This is a genomic window from Sporosarcina sp. FSL K6-1522 (assembly GCF_038622445.1).
Taxonomy (GTDB): Bacteria; Bacillota; Bacilli; order Bacillales_A; family Planococcaceae; genus Sporosarcina.
Map to the genome: position 1 here is coordinate 1,685,435 of NZ_CP152019.1, position 16,704 is coordinate 1,702,138.

Here is a 16,704-nt window from a genome sequence, read left to right on the forward strand (position 1 = left end):
GATATGCTGGTATTCCTTAATTTTATTGCCTTTCTGGCAGTAACGGGCTATGCGATTTATCTGGTTGCGAATCTTGTTTATAGCCGTGTAACCTTCATCAAATTGGGGAAGAAGTCCAATTTGGGAAGGGATACCCGACAGCGTGTCAATGAAGTTCTGATCAACGTATTTGGCCAGAAAAAATTGTTTAAAGACAAGAAAAGCGGTTTTATGCATTTGATATTATTTTATGGCTTCTTCATCATCCAAATAGGACTCATCGAAATCATAATCAAGGGATTTATTACTGGTTATGAATTTCCTTTTAAAGCCGCGCACAAATATTTCACACTCATGCAGGAGTGGACGACCTTCCTTATGCTGTGCGCTGTTGTATATGCTTTTTACCGTCGATATATTGAAAAGCTGAAGCGGTTGCAATTTAAGCGAGATGCCAAAGCTGCTTTTGTTTATATTGGACTGACCACATTGACTGTGTCCATCCTGCTTACGCTGGGCTTCGAAACCATTATGCTCGGGCACAAACCAGACTTCATCCACGCTCCCTTTTCCGGGGTAATTGCGACAGTGTTCTCTGGCATCGGAACGGCGGCTGGAACTGTGTTTTTCTATGTATTTTGGTGGGTACACTTACTGAGCGTTTTATCATTTATGGTGTTCGTACCACAGTCGAAGCAAGCGCATGAGCTATTTGCGTTGTTCAATGTCTTTTTCAAGAAGACAGGACCGGTCGGAAAGTTGGAGAAAATTGATTTTGAGGATGAAGAAATCGAGGAATACGGCGTCGGGAAAATAGAAAACTTTACCCGGCGGCAGCTGATTGATTTGTATGCATGTGCGGAGTGTGGGAGATGTACGAATATGTGTCCCGCTTCAGAAACAGGGAAGACGTTATCCCCGATGAATCTAATCATTAAAATGAGGGATCATTTGACAGAAAAAGGAGCGGTTGTTACTTCGCGTAACCCGTGGATGCCGAGTTATATTTTTGGGTCTTCTGCATCATCCCCGGCACTAACGGCTGGATTGGCAGCTGGGGAAACAGCGGCAACGGTTGAACTGCCTAATTTGATTGGCGATGTAATCACTGAAGAAGAGATTTGGGCTTGTACGACATGTCGTAACTGTGAGGATCAATGCCCCGTTGCCAATGAGCACGTAGATAAAATTATCGATCTGCGTCGATACCTAGTGTTAACTGAAGGCAATATGCCGCACGAAGCAACTCGCTATTTCCAAAATATAGAACGGCAAAGCAATCCATGGGGCATTAACAAGAAGGAACGCATTAAATGGCGCGAAGGCAGAGAAGATATCGTAGTGCCTACTGTTGATGAAGTGGAAGATTTTGAGTATCTGTTTTTTGTAGGCTCGATGGGATCCTATGATAATCGGAGCCAGAAAATTGCTCAATCGTTCGCCAAAATCATGAATGTGGCTGGTGTGAAATTTGCGATTTTAGGAAACGAAGAACGCAATTCAGGTGATACTGCTCGTCGGATGGGGAATGAATTTTTATTCCAGCAGTTATGCGAAGAGAATATAGCCAATTTCCAGGCTTATGGTGTAAAGAAAATCGTAACCATTTGCCCGCATACGTACAATACATTTAAACATGAATATCCTGAATTTGGTTTAGAAGCCGAAGTCTATCATCATACCGAACTCATTTTCAAGCTAATTCAGGAAGGTCAAATTAAGCCAATGAAGGAAGTGCAAGAAGCTGTTGCGTACCATGATTCTTGCTATATTGGCCGATACAATGACATTTATGATATACCACGACAAATATTAAAGTCCATCCCTGGTGTTCAAGTACTGGAAATGGAACGAAATAGAGAAGAAGCAATGTGTTGTGGAGCTGGAGGCGGTAATATGTGGGTGGAGGAAACCGAAGGAAAACGGGTTAACATTGAACGAACGGAACAGGCTCTTAAGTTGGATCCAACAATGATTGGAAGCAATTGCCCGTATTGTCTGACGATGATGAGTGATGGGACCAAGGCGAAAGAGGTAGAAGAACAAGTAAAAACGATGGATATTGTTGAAATTCTTGAGAAATCTTTAGTGTGTTAAAAAAATATCATTAGCTAATTTGGCGTAGTCATTGGTTACTTTTCGGTCATGGTGAATTTTTTATTATTTCCCATGGAAATCAGTGTGTGGTGTAAGTAACTGAACGCGGTGCATTTCTTTTCTACAAAAGTCAAAATTGCAACAATGAATTGTTGGATTCGAATTTGAATTGCCAAAATAACTGTGCCTCTTGAGTAATAAATCAATTTTGAATAACGGCACAACTTTAGACATCCGTATATCGCATGGATTGAACCATTTTACTTTGGCATAAAAATTGCAATTATAAAATAACGAGAACATTCTAAAAGGAAAGGGTGTAGGGGATGAAAATACTAGTGTTGTTAAAGCAGACGTTTGATACCGAAGAGAAAATTTCCCTTCAAAATGGCAAGGTTAACGAACAAGGGGTTGAATTCATTATCAATCCATATGATGAGTATGCCGTGGAAGAAGCCATGAAATTAAAAGAGGAATTAGGGGCAGAGGTAACAGTGCTTACTGTGGGGCCATCACGAACGGAAAGTGCACTTCGAACAGCCCTTGCAATGGGAGCGGATAAGGCTATACAGATTGAACAGGATGGTTCAGAAGCGGATGAATATTTTATCTCGAATATCATTGTTGCAGCGATCAAGAATCAGGACTTTGATCTCATTCTTGGTGGTAATGCATCGATAGATTCAGGGGCTGGCCAAATCGCTATCCGAGTGGCGGAAATTTTAGGAATCCCTCACGTTGCAACCATTACTAAATTATCTATTGACGGAAGAATAGCTACCGTTGAGAGAGAGGTAGAAGGAGATCTGGAAACCGTTGAAGTAGAACTTCCATTTTTGGCGACTGCCCAACAAGGGTTGAATGAACCACGTTATCCTTCATTGCCGGGGATTATGAAAGCAAAAAAAAAGAAAATCGAACACCTAGTTTTAGAGGAGTTGGATATCTCTGAAGAGCAGCTAGGTGCCCGAACAGAACTCCTAGACCAATATTTGCCCCCTAAGAAGCAAGCGGGTCGAATTCTGACAGGAGAAACAGCTGACCAGGTGAACGAATTGCTTCAATTGCTTCGTACGAAAGCAAAAATTATTTAAGTGGGAGAGGATGAGAAAGATGAGCAAAATACTTGTAGTTGCCGAATTAAGAGACGGAAAACTAAGAAATGTGTCTTTTGAAGCATTAACGCTGGCTCGATCTCTAGAGGCAAATAGTGAAGTGAGTGCAGTCCTTTTTGGTCAAGGAGCAGATGCCTTTCTGGAAGACATCAGTAAGTACGGAGCTGACCGGTTGTATGTGACGGATGATCAGGCCTTATCTACTTATACAATAGATGCTTATGCCCGGGCATTGACGGGTTTGATTAAGGAAGTAGAGCCAGATATTATTCTCATGGGTCATACGGCCATAGGAAAAGATCTAGCACCGCGCGTCGCTGCACGATTGGGAATTGGGTTGATATCCGATTGCACAGGGGTAGAAATAGAGGATGGCAAGATTGTGTTTTCCCGTCCGATTTATGCGGGGAAAGCATTTGAGAAGAAAGTATTCCTTGAAGGAACGCAATTTGCTACTCTCCGTCCAAATAACTTTGAGACTTCAGAGAAGCCTGTCAAGACTGAGTTGACTGCATTCAAACCGGAAATAAAAGACTTGCGAACGATTGTGAAGGAAGTTGTAAGAAAAACTTCTGGAGAGCTAGATCTTAGCGAGGCTAAAGTCATTGTTGCCGGCGGTAGGGGAGTAAAGAGCGCGGAAGGGTTTGAGCCGCTTAGGGAATTAGCAAGGGTTCTGGGAGGCGCAGTTGGGGCCTCTCGGGGGGCTTGCGACGCCGAGTATTGTGATTATTCTTTGCAAATAGGACAGACAGGAAAAGTCGTCACGCCTGATCTCTATATCGCATGCGGCATTTCAGGTGCCATTCAGCACGTGGCAGGTATGTCTAATTCGAAAACGATTATTGCGATTAATAAAGATCCAGAGGCGCCAATTTTTCAAGTAGCCGATTATGGGATTGTCGGAGATTTATTTGAGATTATCCCTGTGTTGACGGAAGAAATTAAACAAGCATTGGTAACCAGTTAAATAGATAAGCGGCATTTCTTATTATGTAGAGTGAAATGTCGCTTTTTTTTACATCGGTTAAGGAGCTAAGAAAGCTATGAAAAATAAGCTTTCCGAGAAACTATATATGTGGGAGGAATTAAAAAATGTGGAATCTTCAAGAGTTGAATTCACTACAGCTGATGCCATTGTACAAGAGCTCGTTTCTGCAGGTGTTGAAGTCGCTTTTGGAATTGTAAGTATTCATAACTTGCCAATCTATCAAGCTATTCATCGGGATGGAAATATTCAATTGATCACTGCGCGCGGGGAAAGTGGTGTGGTGAATATGGCGGATGGATATGCACGGGCAACCGGCAAATTGGGAGTTGCAATAACAAGTACCGGATCAGGAGCAGGAAATGCTGCAGGTTCATTAGTTGAGGCGTGGAATGCAGGTATTCCACTACTCCACATAACAGGTGAAATAGCAAGCCCGTATATAAATGTAGGACGACAATATATTCATGAAGCGAAAGATCAACTAACGATGATGGAAGGTGCATGTAAACATGCATATCGTCTCCGTAAACCTGAACAGGCGGTTGCAATGATTCGCAAGTCAATTCGTGAAGCTTTTGAAGCTCCTACTGGGCCAGTTACTTTGGAGATTCCGATTGATTTCCAATCAGCGATCATTCCAAAAAGTACTATTATAGAAAACAACAAAGGTGTTACTACTCAATTAGTTGAAACAGACTTTGTTTTACCTGACGAGATCGTTGCAAAAGTCTATGAAGCGCGTCGTCCTATTCTATGGGCAGGAGGCGGGGTTATTAAATCCGGAGCGGCAAATGAAATAAAAGAATTGGCAGAATTAATAGGTGCACCAGTCATTACAAGCCAATCGGGAAAAGGCTCAATTTATGAAAATCATCCATTATGTATAGGTTATTTTTCTTCTACTCAAGATGTCCGGGATTTTGTGCAAAAGTCAGATTTACTGATTAGCGTAGGTACCCAATTCCGAAGCACAGAGACAGCCCTTTGGGATAGCTTTCTTCCTGAGGACCATATAAGCATGAATACTGATATAAATGCTTTTAACCTCAATTATCCAATTACTCACGGCATTGTAGGTGACGCAAAGCAACTGTTAAGAAAATTAATTAAAAGTATATCTAAAAGAGATATTTCAACAAACAACAAGTATTTGGAGGAGGTTAAAAACGTTCGTGACAACGCACGGTACTCGTTACTTGAAACGCTAGGGCCTTATAAGCACTTTGCAGAAGGTATACGAGAAATATTACCTAATGACGCCATTTTTGTTCGTGATGTAACTGTTCCTGCCAACTTATGGGGGAGTCGCGTAATTGATACTTATGAACCAAGAACATCTATTTATGCTGCTGGTGGAGGAATAGGACAAGGACTTCCGATGGCAATTGGCGCACAGGTAGGTTGTAAAGATCGTACTGTTGTCTTGATGGTAGGGGATGGTGGATTTATGGTCAATGTAGGCGAAATGGCAACAGCTATCCAAGAAGATTTATCAATTGTTATTATTTTGTTTGACGACTCAGGGTATGGCGTATTACGCGGCATCCAAGATGTGGTATACGGAGAGCAATTCGCAGTAGATCTAGTAAGTCCGGATTTTGTTAAGTTAGGCGAATCAATGGGCTTTGAATCAGCACAGGTTGGTTCACATAAAGAATTTTTAACAGAACTTGAAACAGCGGTTGCCAGAGGAAAAGCCTCTTTAATAGTTGTAGATATGGAAAGTGTTGGTCCAGTCGCTAAAAAGAATGCAGCCACGCCTGCAGTCGTACCAGATTATCGACCTAAGGTAGAAAAGATAAATTAACAATATGATTGATGAAGAAGCCTGAGTCTGAGCCAGCAGATGTCAGGCTTCTTAATTTTGTGGAGTTGACCGTTTTTTATTTTAGGGGTAAGGTTAGAGTAAATATTCTAAATATTCAGCATGTGTTATCGAGGTATAACTTACGTTGTAAGAACTTTTAACATTCGAATTTGAAAGCGATTCCATCTTAAGTAAAAAAGGAGTGATAAGCAATGGCGAAATTTCCGGATTGGCTGGAATCTATTCCGTTTCCGATGATCATAACAAATCGAGAGGCGGTAATTAAAAGCTATAATTCTCTTTTTTTCAAACTCTTTGATCATGTCGCAGTTGGGAAGAATATACAAGAGCTATTTCGAGAATGGGAAGTACTGGGGAGCCATCATGTATCAGTAGAACAAGAGAATCAATCTTACTTGTTCCAGTATAAAAATATCGAGTGCGAAACTGAATCATTAGTATTATACATTGTTTCTGACGGCACCCCTATTCAGCGTTTACAAGATAGGATAAGTGAATTAGAGTATGAGAATCAAGAACTAGATGCCGTTTTTGAGAACAGTTCCGATGGCATTTACATTACAGACAGTGATGGTTTGACGCTAAAAATAAATGCCGCTGTGGGGAAATTCCTTGGCCATCCTAAGGAAATATTTTTAGGAAAGAATATCAAACAGTTACTCCAAGATGGAGTTGTGAATGAAGCGCTGACCTTTAAGGTGCTTGCAAAGGGAAAGACCGTCCATTCAGTACCCACTAACAAATTCAACACGCACTTAAAAACTGCTGTACCTATTTTTAATGAGGCCGGAGAAATCAAGAAAGTGGTCACCTATGTCCGGGATCTTTCAGAATCTAATCATCTTTACCAAGAGTTGAAAAAAGCATTAGAAATAAATAAGCAGTATAAAGAAGAGTTAGAGAAGCTAAAAAACAAAACGTGGTGGGATCCAGATATTATCGTAGAAAGTAAAAAGATGATGGATATTTATGAGATGGGAAATCGAATTGCCGAGTATGATGCCACTGTGTTAGTACTTGGGGAAACAGGTGTAGGGAAAGATGTACTTGCTCGGCATATTTACCAGGCTAGCCAAAGAGCGTTAAAGGGAGATTTTATAAAAATAAATTGTGGATCAATTCCTCCGGAACTTTTGGAATCAGAGTTATTTGGTTATGAGCCAGGTTCATTTACGGGGGCGAGTCGGTCTGGAAAACCTGGAATGTTTGAATTGGCCGATAAGGGGAGTTTGTTTTTAGACGAAGTGGGGGAACTATCATTGGCTTTACAGGTCAAGTTGCTCCGCGTTTTGCAAGATAAGCAAATTCAGCGGATTGGCGGAACAAAACCAAAAAACATAGATGTAAGGCTAATCGCAGCAACCAATCGAAATTTAAAACAAATGGTCGAAAAGGGCGAGTTCCGGGAAGATTTGTATTATCGTTTGAATGTACTTCCAATCTCTATCCCTCCTTTGCGAGAAAGAAGAGAGGATATATTGCCGCTCGTTCAATCGTTTCTTCATGAAATAACTGAAAGGTATGGAATCCAAAAGGAATTCGACCATAATTTAAAAAACTTTTTCTACCACTATAATTGGCCGGGGAATGTAAGGGAGCTGTCTAACCTTGTAGAACGACTAGTTCTTACGGTTCCTAAAAGTTTTATTACTGCGTCTGATCTTCCAGAGGAATATCGGGACAAAAAGGAGGTACCCGTTGCCTATATCAAAGAAATGACGTTGAAAGAGGCGGCGGAGTTTGCTGAAAAAGAAGTATTATCTGTTGCAATCCAAAAATTTAAAAATACGTATGAGCTTGCGGAAGGATTGGGGACGAGCCAGGCCACCATCGTAAGAAAACTGAAAAAGTATAATTTGACAATCACAACTGCCTGAATGTTTGTTCAAGAATGAAAAGAAATAAGTATTGCCGACAAATCCTGTAGATAGAGATATGTCGGCAATACTTTTTCCTTTTAGAAAGATAAGTATAAGATTTCCTAGACCTACATAAGTGTAACGTTAGTTCCTGACATAAAGGCTTGGCGATAAGCTGAGTTTGCAATCGGAAATAATACTTGTCCTATTTATCTATATAAATTGAACAGAAGTTTCTGTGTCGAAAAACTTGCTTAGAGTAAGATGCTTGCCTTTTAGAACGCGATTGCTCTTCCCGTTGAAAACATTAACACATTAGAGGTATCTTTGCCATCCACATCAAATTTTCCGCATGATAATCTAGTACTCTTTCCAAACTAAGTTAACATTCAATTAAATTCAAAAGTAAATTAAAGATTCAGGAATGAATTAATTGAACAATGATAATAGGATGTAATAACTTAACTATTTATCTTGAAAACTAAAGAATAACGTACAATCCTTTATTGTTACTGTCCTCATCATGTGTCTTTTGAAACTTGGCATCATACTTGCAATAGTTAGTATTGTACAAGGTGGTGAAATGAATTGCTTTAGATAGTCAACCAGATGGCATCATTCTTGCAACATATAGATTATACAAGGTGGAATGAGTTGCTAAGATAGTCAGCAAAAGATTTGTAAGCATGTAACTATGAACATATCGTAAGCCCCAGCAGCGATGGTCACCTTTAAATGAAGTGAATTTACGTAAAAAATTGAATCCAGAAATTATTATGTTTTCCCCGATACCCATTATGTTCATCATGGCATCTGATCCAATTTAAGTTAATACCCCTTCTAATTCAAAGGTGAATTAATAATTCGGAAACGATTTAATTAAACGGGGATAATCATTTAATTATGTATCTTGAAGGCTAAAGAATAACGTACATTCCTTTATTGTTACAGTCTTCATCATGAGTCTTTTGAAACTTGGCATCATACTTGCAATAGTTAGTATTGTACAAGGTAGTGAAATGAATTGCTTTAGATAGTCAGCAAGAGATTTGTAAAATGCAACGATAAGCATAAAGTAAGCGTTTGCACAAAAATCATTTAATGGGGTGAGTATTTATGAGAAAAAAATTAAATCTAGAACCTATGTTTTCCCCGAAATCTATTACAGTCATCGGAGCATCAGGTGATCCAGGGAAAATTAGTGCAAGACCGTTACATCTAATACGTAACTTAGGGTATGAAGGTTCAGTTTACCCTGTGCATGCAAGGCACAATGAATTAGAAGGATATCCCTGTTATGAGAATTTTGAAAGTTTGCCAGAAGATATTGATATGGCCATCATTTCAATTAGAGCATCGGCTGTCTTGCCTGCTCTAGAAGAATTGGCAAAAAAGTCAATAAAAAGTGCAGTTGTTTTTAGTTCTGGTTTTGCGGAAGCTGGGGATGATGGAAGGGAACTTCAACAGAATCTGACTGACTTTGTTGAACGAACCGGCATTCCAGTAGTCGGACCAAATTCCATAGGTTTCTTCAATTTAAAAGACAAAGTAGTTGCTTCGTTTCAACAAATAGAAGCGACCAATAAGGATCCAATTGCATTCGTTACACAAAGTGGAGCTTTTGGAACAATTGCCTACAGAATGCTAGAAGAAATGGGAGTAGGTTTACAGTACTTTGTTTCTTCGGGGAATGAGGCAGGTATCGACTTCTTTGATTATGTTCACTATTTCGCTGAGCAGGAAGAGATTGAAGTCATTGGCGGTTATATTGAAGGGGCTAGAGATATGGAGACAATGGATAATGCTATCCGTTTATGCCAAGAAAATGATAAGCCACTTATCTTATTTAAGGTAGGAACGACTGAGTTAGGAGCCACTGCCGCAATTTCTCACACGGCTTCTATAGCAGGAAATGCATCGATTTACTCTAATTATTTTGAAGCAAATAATGTTGTCCAAGTGGATGATGAAGAAGAATTGATCGATACAATTAACCTGTTTCATAAGGCAAAGAAAAGCCCTAAAAGGGGTGGGACGGCGATCGTTACGATCTCGGGCGGTGCCGGAATCGTAATGGCAGATAAATGTGTACAATACGATGTAGAGTTTGCTGATTTGGCACCTGAGACAATCACACAATTGAAGGAAATTTTACCGCCATTTGCATCTGTCAAAAATCCTATTGATGTTACAGCACAATTCATTCAGAATCTTGATCACTTTTCGGATAGCATCAATATTTTATTAAAAGATGACGCGGTAGAGTCAGTTGTACTTTATATGCAAATATTGGATGCTGCCGCACCTGTGCTCATTCCCGAAATATCAAAAATAGCGAATGAAACGGATAAAACTTTTGTTGTTTGTTGGGCAGGTGCTTCAGATCAGACGAAAGAATTGTTATCTAATAGTGGTATTTGTTGGCTACCTTCAGCAAGTCGTTCAATTCGAGCCCTGAAAAATCTGATGCATTATAATAAACGCAAGGATCTCTTGTCTGAACAAAAAGGAGCTCTTGAGGAAAGAGTGACCGATAGCCTGGAATTGGAGGCATTCGGAGGGGGGATTAATGAACATAGGGGTAAAAGCTATTTAGATAAGTATGGGATTCCTATACCGAAAGGCGACATAGCCGAAAATGTTGAAGAAGCTGTCAAGTTAGCTGATACAATAGGATATCCCGTTGTTTTAAAAGTACTGTCGCAGCAGATTGCCCATAAAACCGAGGCTGATGTTATAAAAATCAATGTAAAATCTGCCGAGGAAGTTAGAAGGACTTTTGAAGAAATCATGTCCAACGCTTTAAAATATGACGGGAAAGCTAAAATTGACGGAATTATCGTGGAAGAGATGGTTGAGGATGGTGTGGAAGTAATGATTGGATCGATACAAGATCCGTTATTCGGTCCATCTATTGTTCTATCCCTTGGAGGAATTTTTGTTGAAGTATTTAATGATTCAGTAATTAAACAAGCGCCGTTAAATATAAAAGATGCAAAAGAGATGATCCAGTCCATCAAAGGATATGAAATCTTAAAAGGTATCCGAAATAAAGGACCTTATGATATCCAAGCATTAGCAGAAACGATTGTGAAAGTTTCAGAATTGAGTGTAGATCAAAAAGATTGGTTACATGAATTGGATATTAACCCTGTAATGGTGCATGAAGAAGGAAAAGGGGTAACGGCTCTTGATGCACTATTCGTTGGAGAGCAAAAGCTCGTATCTGTATCTCATTAAATAAGATGGGTTTCAGATTGTATATACATGATGTTAATTAAATATCGTTTAAAATGAATCTCTTTAATTATAGTATATTGAAAATTGCTAATTAAGAATAAGGTGGGGATAAAAATGAGTGAAGCAGTTATCGTTTCTGTGGCAAGAACGCCATTCGCTAGATTTGGAGGAGCTTTAAAAGATTTACATCCTTCCATTTATGGAGGGCTGGTAATCAAAGAGGTACTCGAAAGAGCGCAAGTTGCGGGGGAAGATGTAGATGATGTCATAATGGGAAACTCCAATGCCAGCGATGGAAATACCGCCCGTTTGTCCTTGTTGGAAGGCGGGTTACCCATATCAGTACCAGGGATTACCATTGACCGATTATGTGGATCAGGAATTAATGCTGTAGCGCTTGCTTCTGATGCCATTCGTGCTGGAAGCGGTCGAATTATTGTAGCAGGAGGAACTGAAAGCCTAACTCGGGCTCCTTATTTGATGGAACCACCTGCGCAACCATTTAATATGCTCCCGCCCAAGTTTATCCGAAAACAGCAAGCACCAGAGCGTATTGGCAGTCCACCAATGGGAATTACAGCCGAAAATCTTGTCGACCGTTATAACATAAGTAGGGAAGAACAGGATGCCTTTGCTTTTCGAAGTCAGCAAAAAATGAAGCAAGCAGTAGAACGTGGTTTTTACGATAATCAAATCGTTCCTGTTCCTATCAAAGGAAGAAAGGGAGAAACCTATCTATTTTCTAAGGACGAACATCCTAGACCAGAATCAACCCTGGAAGGTATGGCGCCCCTGCGTCCAGCATTTAAAGCGGATGGTACAGTAACTGCTGGTAACGCATCAGGTATTTGTGATGGGGCAGCGGCACTCCTTGTTATGTCGGCAGATGAAGCCGAAAGCAGAAACTTGGAATCGCTTGCACGGATAGCTGATTGGGCAATTGCTGGTGTCGATCCAAATATAATGGGAATTGGGCCAGTTCCTGCTATAAAAAAGTTATTAGAAAGAACAGGATTGACCTTGGATGATATAGATTTAATTGAAATTAATGAAGCGTTTGCATCCCAAGTATTAGCATGCGATCGGGAACTTAATATGGATATGGAAAAGGTCAATGTAAATGGGGGAGCAATTGCACACGGACATCCAATTGCAGCTACTGGTGGGATGTTGGTGATGAAGCTGGCACATGAAATGAAAAATAGAGATGTTAAGCGTGGACTTGTAAGCGCTTGTATCGGCGGTGGTCAAGGAATTGCACTATTGCTTGAAAGATAATAAAAATTTCAAGCGTGTCACAGTTAATGTTTTCTTATACCTATAAATTTTATAGAAGGAGGCGATCAAATGGGTTCTTTAAAAAACAAGGTTGCTATCGTCACAGGAGCTGGTCAAGGGATTGGTGCTGCAACAGCAAAGCGATTAGCGCAGGAAGGTGCCAAGGTGGCAGTATTTGATCTAGAGCCTGGTCGTGAAACAGTTCAAACGATAGAATCGATAAATGGAGAAGCGATTGCAGTAGCTTGTGACGTTTCCGATGTTGAGCAAGTAGATGTTGCCGTCGAGAAGGTTGTCTCCCATTTTGGACGGGTGGATATTTTGGTGAACAATGCCGGAGTGATCCGTGACAATCTGATTTTCAGAATGTCTCCAGAAGATTGGGATCTCGTAATGAATGTGCATTTAAGAGGTAGTTTTTTATGTACTAAAGCAGTGCAGAAACATATGGTGGAACAACGATTTGGAAAAATTATTAACATTAGCAGTGCTTCAGCTATGGGGAATCGCGGACAGGCTAATTATTCTGCCGCAAAAGCTGGAATACAAGGCCTTACAAAAACTTTAGCGTTGGAACTGGGGCCTTTTAATATTAATGTGAATTCAGTCGCCCCGGGATATGTTGTAACTGACATGACAAAGGAAACATCAGAACGAGTTGGTTTGGATTTTGAGGAGCAACAACAATTAATTGCAAAAAATAACCCGCTTAGAAAGGTTGGTAAACCCGAGGATATCGCAAATGTAATTGCTTTTTTGGCTAGTGAAGACTCCAGTTATGTGAATGGACAAATAATCTATGTTAACGGAGGAGCGCGCTAGATTTTAGCAAATTCATGACTAATTAAATTTAAAAATAAAGGGAGCTGGGGAAAAATGAATTTTTCATTAACAGAAGAACAGGAAATGGTCCAAAATACAATTAGGAATTTTGTGCGCAATGAATTAATTCCATTAGAGCCAGAGGTGCTACGAAATGAACGAGAAGGACGTCCAGGATTATCTCCAGAAAAGCATCGTGAACTACAAATGAAAGCAAAAGAAATTGGATTTTGGGGGATTGAAACTCCTGAGGAATACGGTGGGGCAAACTTAGGGGCTGTAATGCAATCAATCATCACAACGGAATTATCCAAAACTTTTATACCGTTTCGACTCGGAGGTTTTGCGGATAATATTCTTTATCACTGTAATGAAGAACAGAAGAAAGAATACCTGATTCCAACTATCAACGGGGATCGTATATCTTGTTTTGCGATCACTGAACCCGGTGCTGGATCAGATGCTAAGGGCATTCGAACGCTAGCTGTGAAGGATGGAAATGAATGGGTTATAAATGGAGAGAAGACTTTTATTTCAAACGGAAATATTGCAGATTTTGCCATCGTATTTGCGGTTACAGATAGGGAAAAAGGAGCAAACGGTGGCGTTACCGCTTTTCTAGTAGATAGAGATATGGGATGGCGTTCTGAGGCTATTCCTACAATGGGCGAATGGGGAGCCGACTCTTTGGTCTTTGAAGATGTCCGGGTTCCAGAAAAAAACATTTTAGGTGAATTAGGCAAAGGTTTTGAACTTGCTATGAAATGGATCGGTCGGGGCCGATGGATGGTTCCATCAAGAGCAGTTGGAGCAGCTGAAAGATTGCTTCAGATGGGTGTAGATTATTCTCAGGTGCGTAAGACGTTTGGTAAACCGATTGCTGATTATCAAGCGATCCAGTGGAAGTTAGCAGACTCGGCGGTAGAAATTGAGGCCACGAAATGGCTTGTTTTACGAGCAGCGTGGATGTCGGAGAATAATATGGATGGACGTCATCAGTCAGCGATTGCCAAGCTATATGGTTCTAACATGGCTAACAGAGTTGTCGATCGGGTACTACAAATTCATGGTGGAATGGGTTATACAAAAGAGTTACCGATTGAACGCTGGTATCGTGAATTAAGATTGTATCGTATCTTTGAAGGTACAGACGAAATCCTACGCCGCACAATTGCCCGAAACTTGCTCAAAGGACATGTAAAGATTGGAGAAATTTCATCACCGCCTAAACTAGTTCGTTCATGATGGAAGGAGAGGAAAAGGTGCAAATAGATCCTAGTATTATTGGAAGTTCAAGTGAATCAGAAACTTTTGAAATAGAAAAAGGTGCCATTCGGCGTTTTGCTGAGGCCGTTGGCGATGATAATCCCTTGTACACAGATGAAGCATTTGCCAAGGAATGTGGGTATCGGAGTATAATTGCTCCACCCACATTTCCAACGACGATTAGGGTGATGAATCCAAGTATCGAATTCGAGCCTAGTCGGGTCTTACATGGAGGTATGGAATATCTTTTTGAACGGCCAATTGTGGCGGGTGATGTCTTGCGTTGTGCTAGTTCTGTCATTGATGTCTATGAAAAAGAAGGGAAAATCGGCAAGATGACATTTCTTGTGCAGGAAACCCGTGGTGAAGATTTGGATGGCAACTTAGTGTATCGCGGAATAAATACGCTGATTCTCCGTTAAGGTAATCTAAGAGATTCCCAGCAATTTCATTTTACTAGATTTTTAATGTCGGGTATTTCATCGACTTCTAATTATCCGTAAAGCCTATGTATATACAGATCAAATTTAATTTAAATGAGGATTAAAATACGCCTAATATTTTTACTGGAAGATCGGAAACAATTTTATCTGTGTATTTTGATATGTTTAAGTAAATCAAGTATTAATTGAGGTAACAACTAGTCACCTCCATTGTGGTTACCTCATTAATACGTTAGACATTAGAAGCAATGTGTAAAACCTTTTATGAGAGCGCATACAATCAGAAAAGGTATTACTCTTTTACCAAGAAATGTTTGACAATACGAATAACATTAGGGGGATAAATAAATGGTGACAGATAAGTTGGATACTCCGACATTGAACAATACCACTCATGCGAGTGAAAGTGGAAATGAAAGTGAAAGTGTTGGAAAATTAGAGGTTTTTGGTTATGGTGTTGGTAATTTTGGCTATGTACTATCTTGGGGATTAATAATAGCTTTTCTATCGTACTTTTACACGGATATTATTGGTATTTCAGCTGGTCTTGTAGGGATATTATTGTTAGTAGCCCGGGTATGGGATGGTGTATCTGATGTTATTATGGGTCTTATTATAGATAGGACAAACTCAAAACATGGAAAAGCACGTCCATATGTATTGTGGTTATGTATTCCATTTAGTTTATCTGTTATTTTATTGTTTACTGTTCCAAATCTAAGCCTTAATGGTAAATTTACTTATGCGCTAATTACGTACAGCTTTTTTATTCTTATGTATACGGCAATTTCGATTCCAATGAAAACACTTCTTGGACAAATGACGCAAGATAAAAGTTCACGAACTGCATTAGGTTTAAGCCTTTCGATTGCATTTACTGTTGGTACATTAGTTGTAAAAGCAAGTGCTGAACCAGTAGCCAGCTCAATTGGCGGCCAGCTAGGGTGGGTTGTTGTTGCCGGTATCATCGCTGTTTTAGCATCAATTTGCCTAATGACCACGTTTAAATTAACGACAGAGAGGGTAAAAGAAAGTCCGAAAACAAAAGAGAGAAAACACAATTTAAAAGAAGAGTTGAAATCACTATCAAAAAACAAGTATTGGATAATAATAGTATCGTATGGTTTTCTTTATTATATGATGCTGGGAATGCAAGGTGCCGAAGTTTATTATGCTAAATATATGTTTGGAAGTGCAAGTTATTTTTCACTATTTACGCTAGCTAAAACGATTCCAGGAATAGCGCTTTTAGCTATACTATCACCGTTTGCGAAGCGCCTAAACAAGAAAAATCTTGCTATTTTAGGTGCCGCACTTATTATAGTGTCCGGTTTTGTTAAGATGGTGGATCCGGCATCATTAAATTACTTTTTAATAGGTACTGCATGTTTAGGATTGGCACAAACCTTTATAGCAACAGTAGTCTATACGATGGTTAATGACACTGTAGACTATGGTGAATGGTCAACTGGGATACGTACCCCTGGATTAGCAAATAGTAGTATGAGTTTTGGGATGAAAGTTGGATCAGGTATTAGTGGTGCAATAATGGGTGGGCTTCTATCTTTTGTTGGTTATATTGGAACACGTGCAACGCAACCAGAAAATGTTAATCAAATGATTATTTTTCTGAATATGCATTATCACATTATATTGGGTGTTGTTATGCTAGTCATCATATTATTTTATGGACTTGAAAAAAGATACCCGCAAATAATCAAAGATCTAGAAAAAAGTAATGCTTAATTTTAGAACCAATGAAAATAAGGTTTTGTATAGATAAGATTAG

General features: G+C 39.7%; 11 protein-coding genes. All 11 read left to right on the forward strand.

From position 1 onward, the window contains the following. Positions 1-3: 3 nt before the first annotated feature. The 11 genes from MKY34_RS08210 (at position 4) to MKY34_RS08260 (ending at position 16,661) form a co-directional block, all read left to right on the forward strand. Positions 4-2,076 carry a (Fe-S)-binding protein gene (locus MKY34_RS08210; protein ID WP_342514697.1) on the forward strand — a complete coding sequence of 691 codons (2,073 nt, stop codon included), beginning with the start codon at positions 4-6 and terminating at the stop codon, positions 2,074-2,076. Between the two features lie 326 nt (positions 2,077-2,402). Then, on the forward strand, positions 2,403-3,170 hold the full coding sequence (locus MKY34_RS08215; protein ID WP_342514698.1) for an electron transfer flavoprotein subunit beta/FixA family protein: 768 nt from the start codon (positions 2,403-2,405) through the stop codon (positions 3,168-3,170). A 19-nt stretch (positions 3,171-3,189) separates the two neighbouring features. Further along, entirely contained in the window at positions 3,190-4,158 is a 969-nt protein-coding gene (locus tag MKY34_RS08220) for an electron transfer flavoprotein subunit alpha/FixB family protein (protein ID WP_342514699.1), read from the forward strand. A 76-nt stretch (positions 4,159-4,234) separates the two neighbouring features. Beyond that, the gene (locus MKY34_RS08225) at positions 4,235-5,986 is read left to right on the forward strand and encodes a thiamine pyrophosphate-binding protein (protein WP_342514700.1); all 1,752 of its coding nucleotides are present in this window, start codon (positions 4,235-4,237) and stop codon (positions 5,984-5,986) included. A 212-nt stretch (positions 5,987-6,198) separates the two neighbouring features. Next, positions 6,199-7,884, forward strand: a complete 1,686-nt coding sequence (locus MKY34_RS08230) for a sigma 54-interacting transcriptional regulator (RefSeq protein WP_342514701.1) — start codon at positions 6,199-6,201, stop codon at positions 7,882-7,884. 1,098 nt (positions 7,885-8,982) lie between these two features. Further along, positions 8,983-11,106, forward strand: coding sequence for an acetate--CoA ligase family protein (locus MKY34_RS08235; RefSeq protein WP_342514702.1), 2,124 nt, complete (start codon positions 8,983-8,985; stop codon positions 11,104-11,106). A 114-nt stretch (positions 11,107-11,220) separates the two neighbouring features. After that, a complete protein-coding gene (locus tag MKY34_RS08240; RefSeq protein WP_342514703.1) occupies positions 11,221-12,384 on the forward strand; it encodes a thiolase family protein in 1,164 nt (387 codons plus the stop codon). 69 nt (positions 12,385-12,453) lie between these two features. Continuing rightward, positions 12,454-13,206, forward strand: coding sequence for a beta-ketoacyl-ACP reductase (locus MKY34_RS08245; protein WP_342514704.1), 753 nt, complete (start codon positions 12,454-12,456; stop codon positions 13,204-13,206). A gap of 54 nt (positions 13,207-13,260) precedes the next feature. Continuing rightward, on the forward strand, positions 13,261-14,451 hold the full coding sequence (locus tag MKY34_RS08250) for an acyl-CoA dehydrogenase family protein (protein WP_342514705.1): 1,191 nt from the start codon (positions 13,261-13,263) through the stop codon (positions 14,449-14,451). A 17-nt stretch (positions 14,452-14,468) separates the two neighbouring features. Then, positions 14,469-14,894, forward strand: coding sequence for a MaoC family dehydratase N-terminal domain-containing protein (locus tag MKY34_RS08255; protein WP_342514706.1), 426 nt, complete (start codon positions 14,469-14,471; stop codon positions 14,892-14,894). 369 nt (positions 14,895-15,263) lie between these two features. Next, positions 15,264-16,661, forward strand: coding sequence for an MFS transporter (locus MKY34_RS08260; protein WP_342514707.1), 1,398 nt, complete (start codon positions 15,264-15,266; stop codon positions 16,659-16,661). Positions 16,662-16,704: the final 43 nt, after the last annotated feature.

Excerpts from the sequence above, each read along its gene's own strand:
- MKY34_RS08240 (WP_342514703.1), top strand. The coding sequence starts at position 11,221 with ATGAGTGAAGCAGTTATCGTTTCTGTGGCAAGAACGCCATTCGCTAGA.
- MKY34_RS08245 (WP_342514704.1), top strand. The coding sequence starts at position 12,454 with ATGGGTTCTTTAAAAAACAAGGTTGCTATCGTCACAGGAGCTGGTCAA.
- MKY34_RS08215 (WP_342514698.1), top strand. The coding sequence starts at position 2,403 with ATGAAAATACTAGTGTTGTTAAAGCAGACGTTTGATACCGAAGAGAAA.
- MKY34_RS08260 (WP_342514707.1), top strand. The coding sequence starts at position 15,264 with ATGGTGACAGATAAGTTGGATACTCCGACATTGAACAATACCACTCAT.
- MKY34_RS08225 (WP_342514700.1), top strand. The coding sequence starts at position 4,235 with ATGAAAAATAAGCTTTCCGAGAAACTATATATGTGGGAGGAATTAAAA.
- MKY34_RS08220 (WP_342514699.1), top strand. The coding sequence starts at position 3,190 with ATGAGCAAAATACTTGTAGTTGCCGAATTAAGAGACGGAAAACTAAGA.
- MKY34_RS08210 (WP_342514697.1), top strand. The coding sequence starts at position 4 with ATGCTGGTATTCCTTAATTTTATTGCCTTTCTGGCAGTAACGGGCTAT.
- MKY34_RS08235 (WP_342514702.1), top strand. The coding sequence starts at position 8,983 with ATGAGAAAAAAATTAAATCTAGAACCTATGTTTTCCCCGAAATCTATT.
- MKY34_RS08230 (WP_342514701.1), top strand. The coding sequence starts at position 6,199 with ATGGCGAAATTTCCGGATTGGCTGGAATCTATTCCGTTTCCGATGATC.
- MKY34_RS08250 (WP_342514705.1), top strand. The coding sequence starts at position 13,261 with ATGAATTTTTCATTAACAGAAGAACAGGAAATGGTCCAAAATACAATT.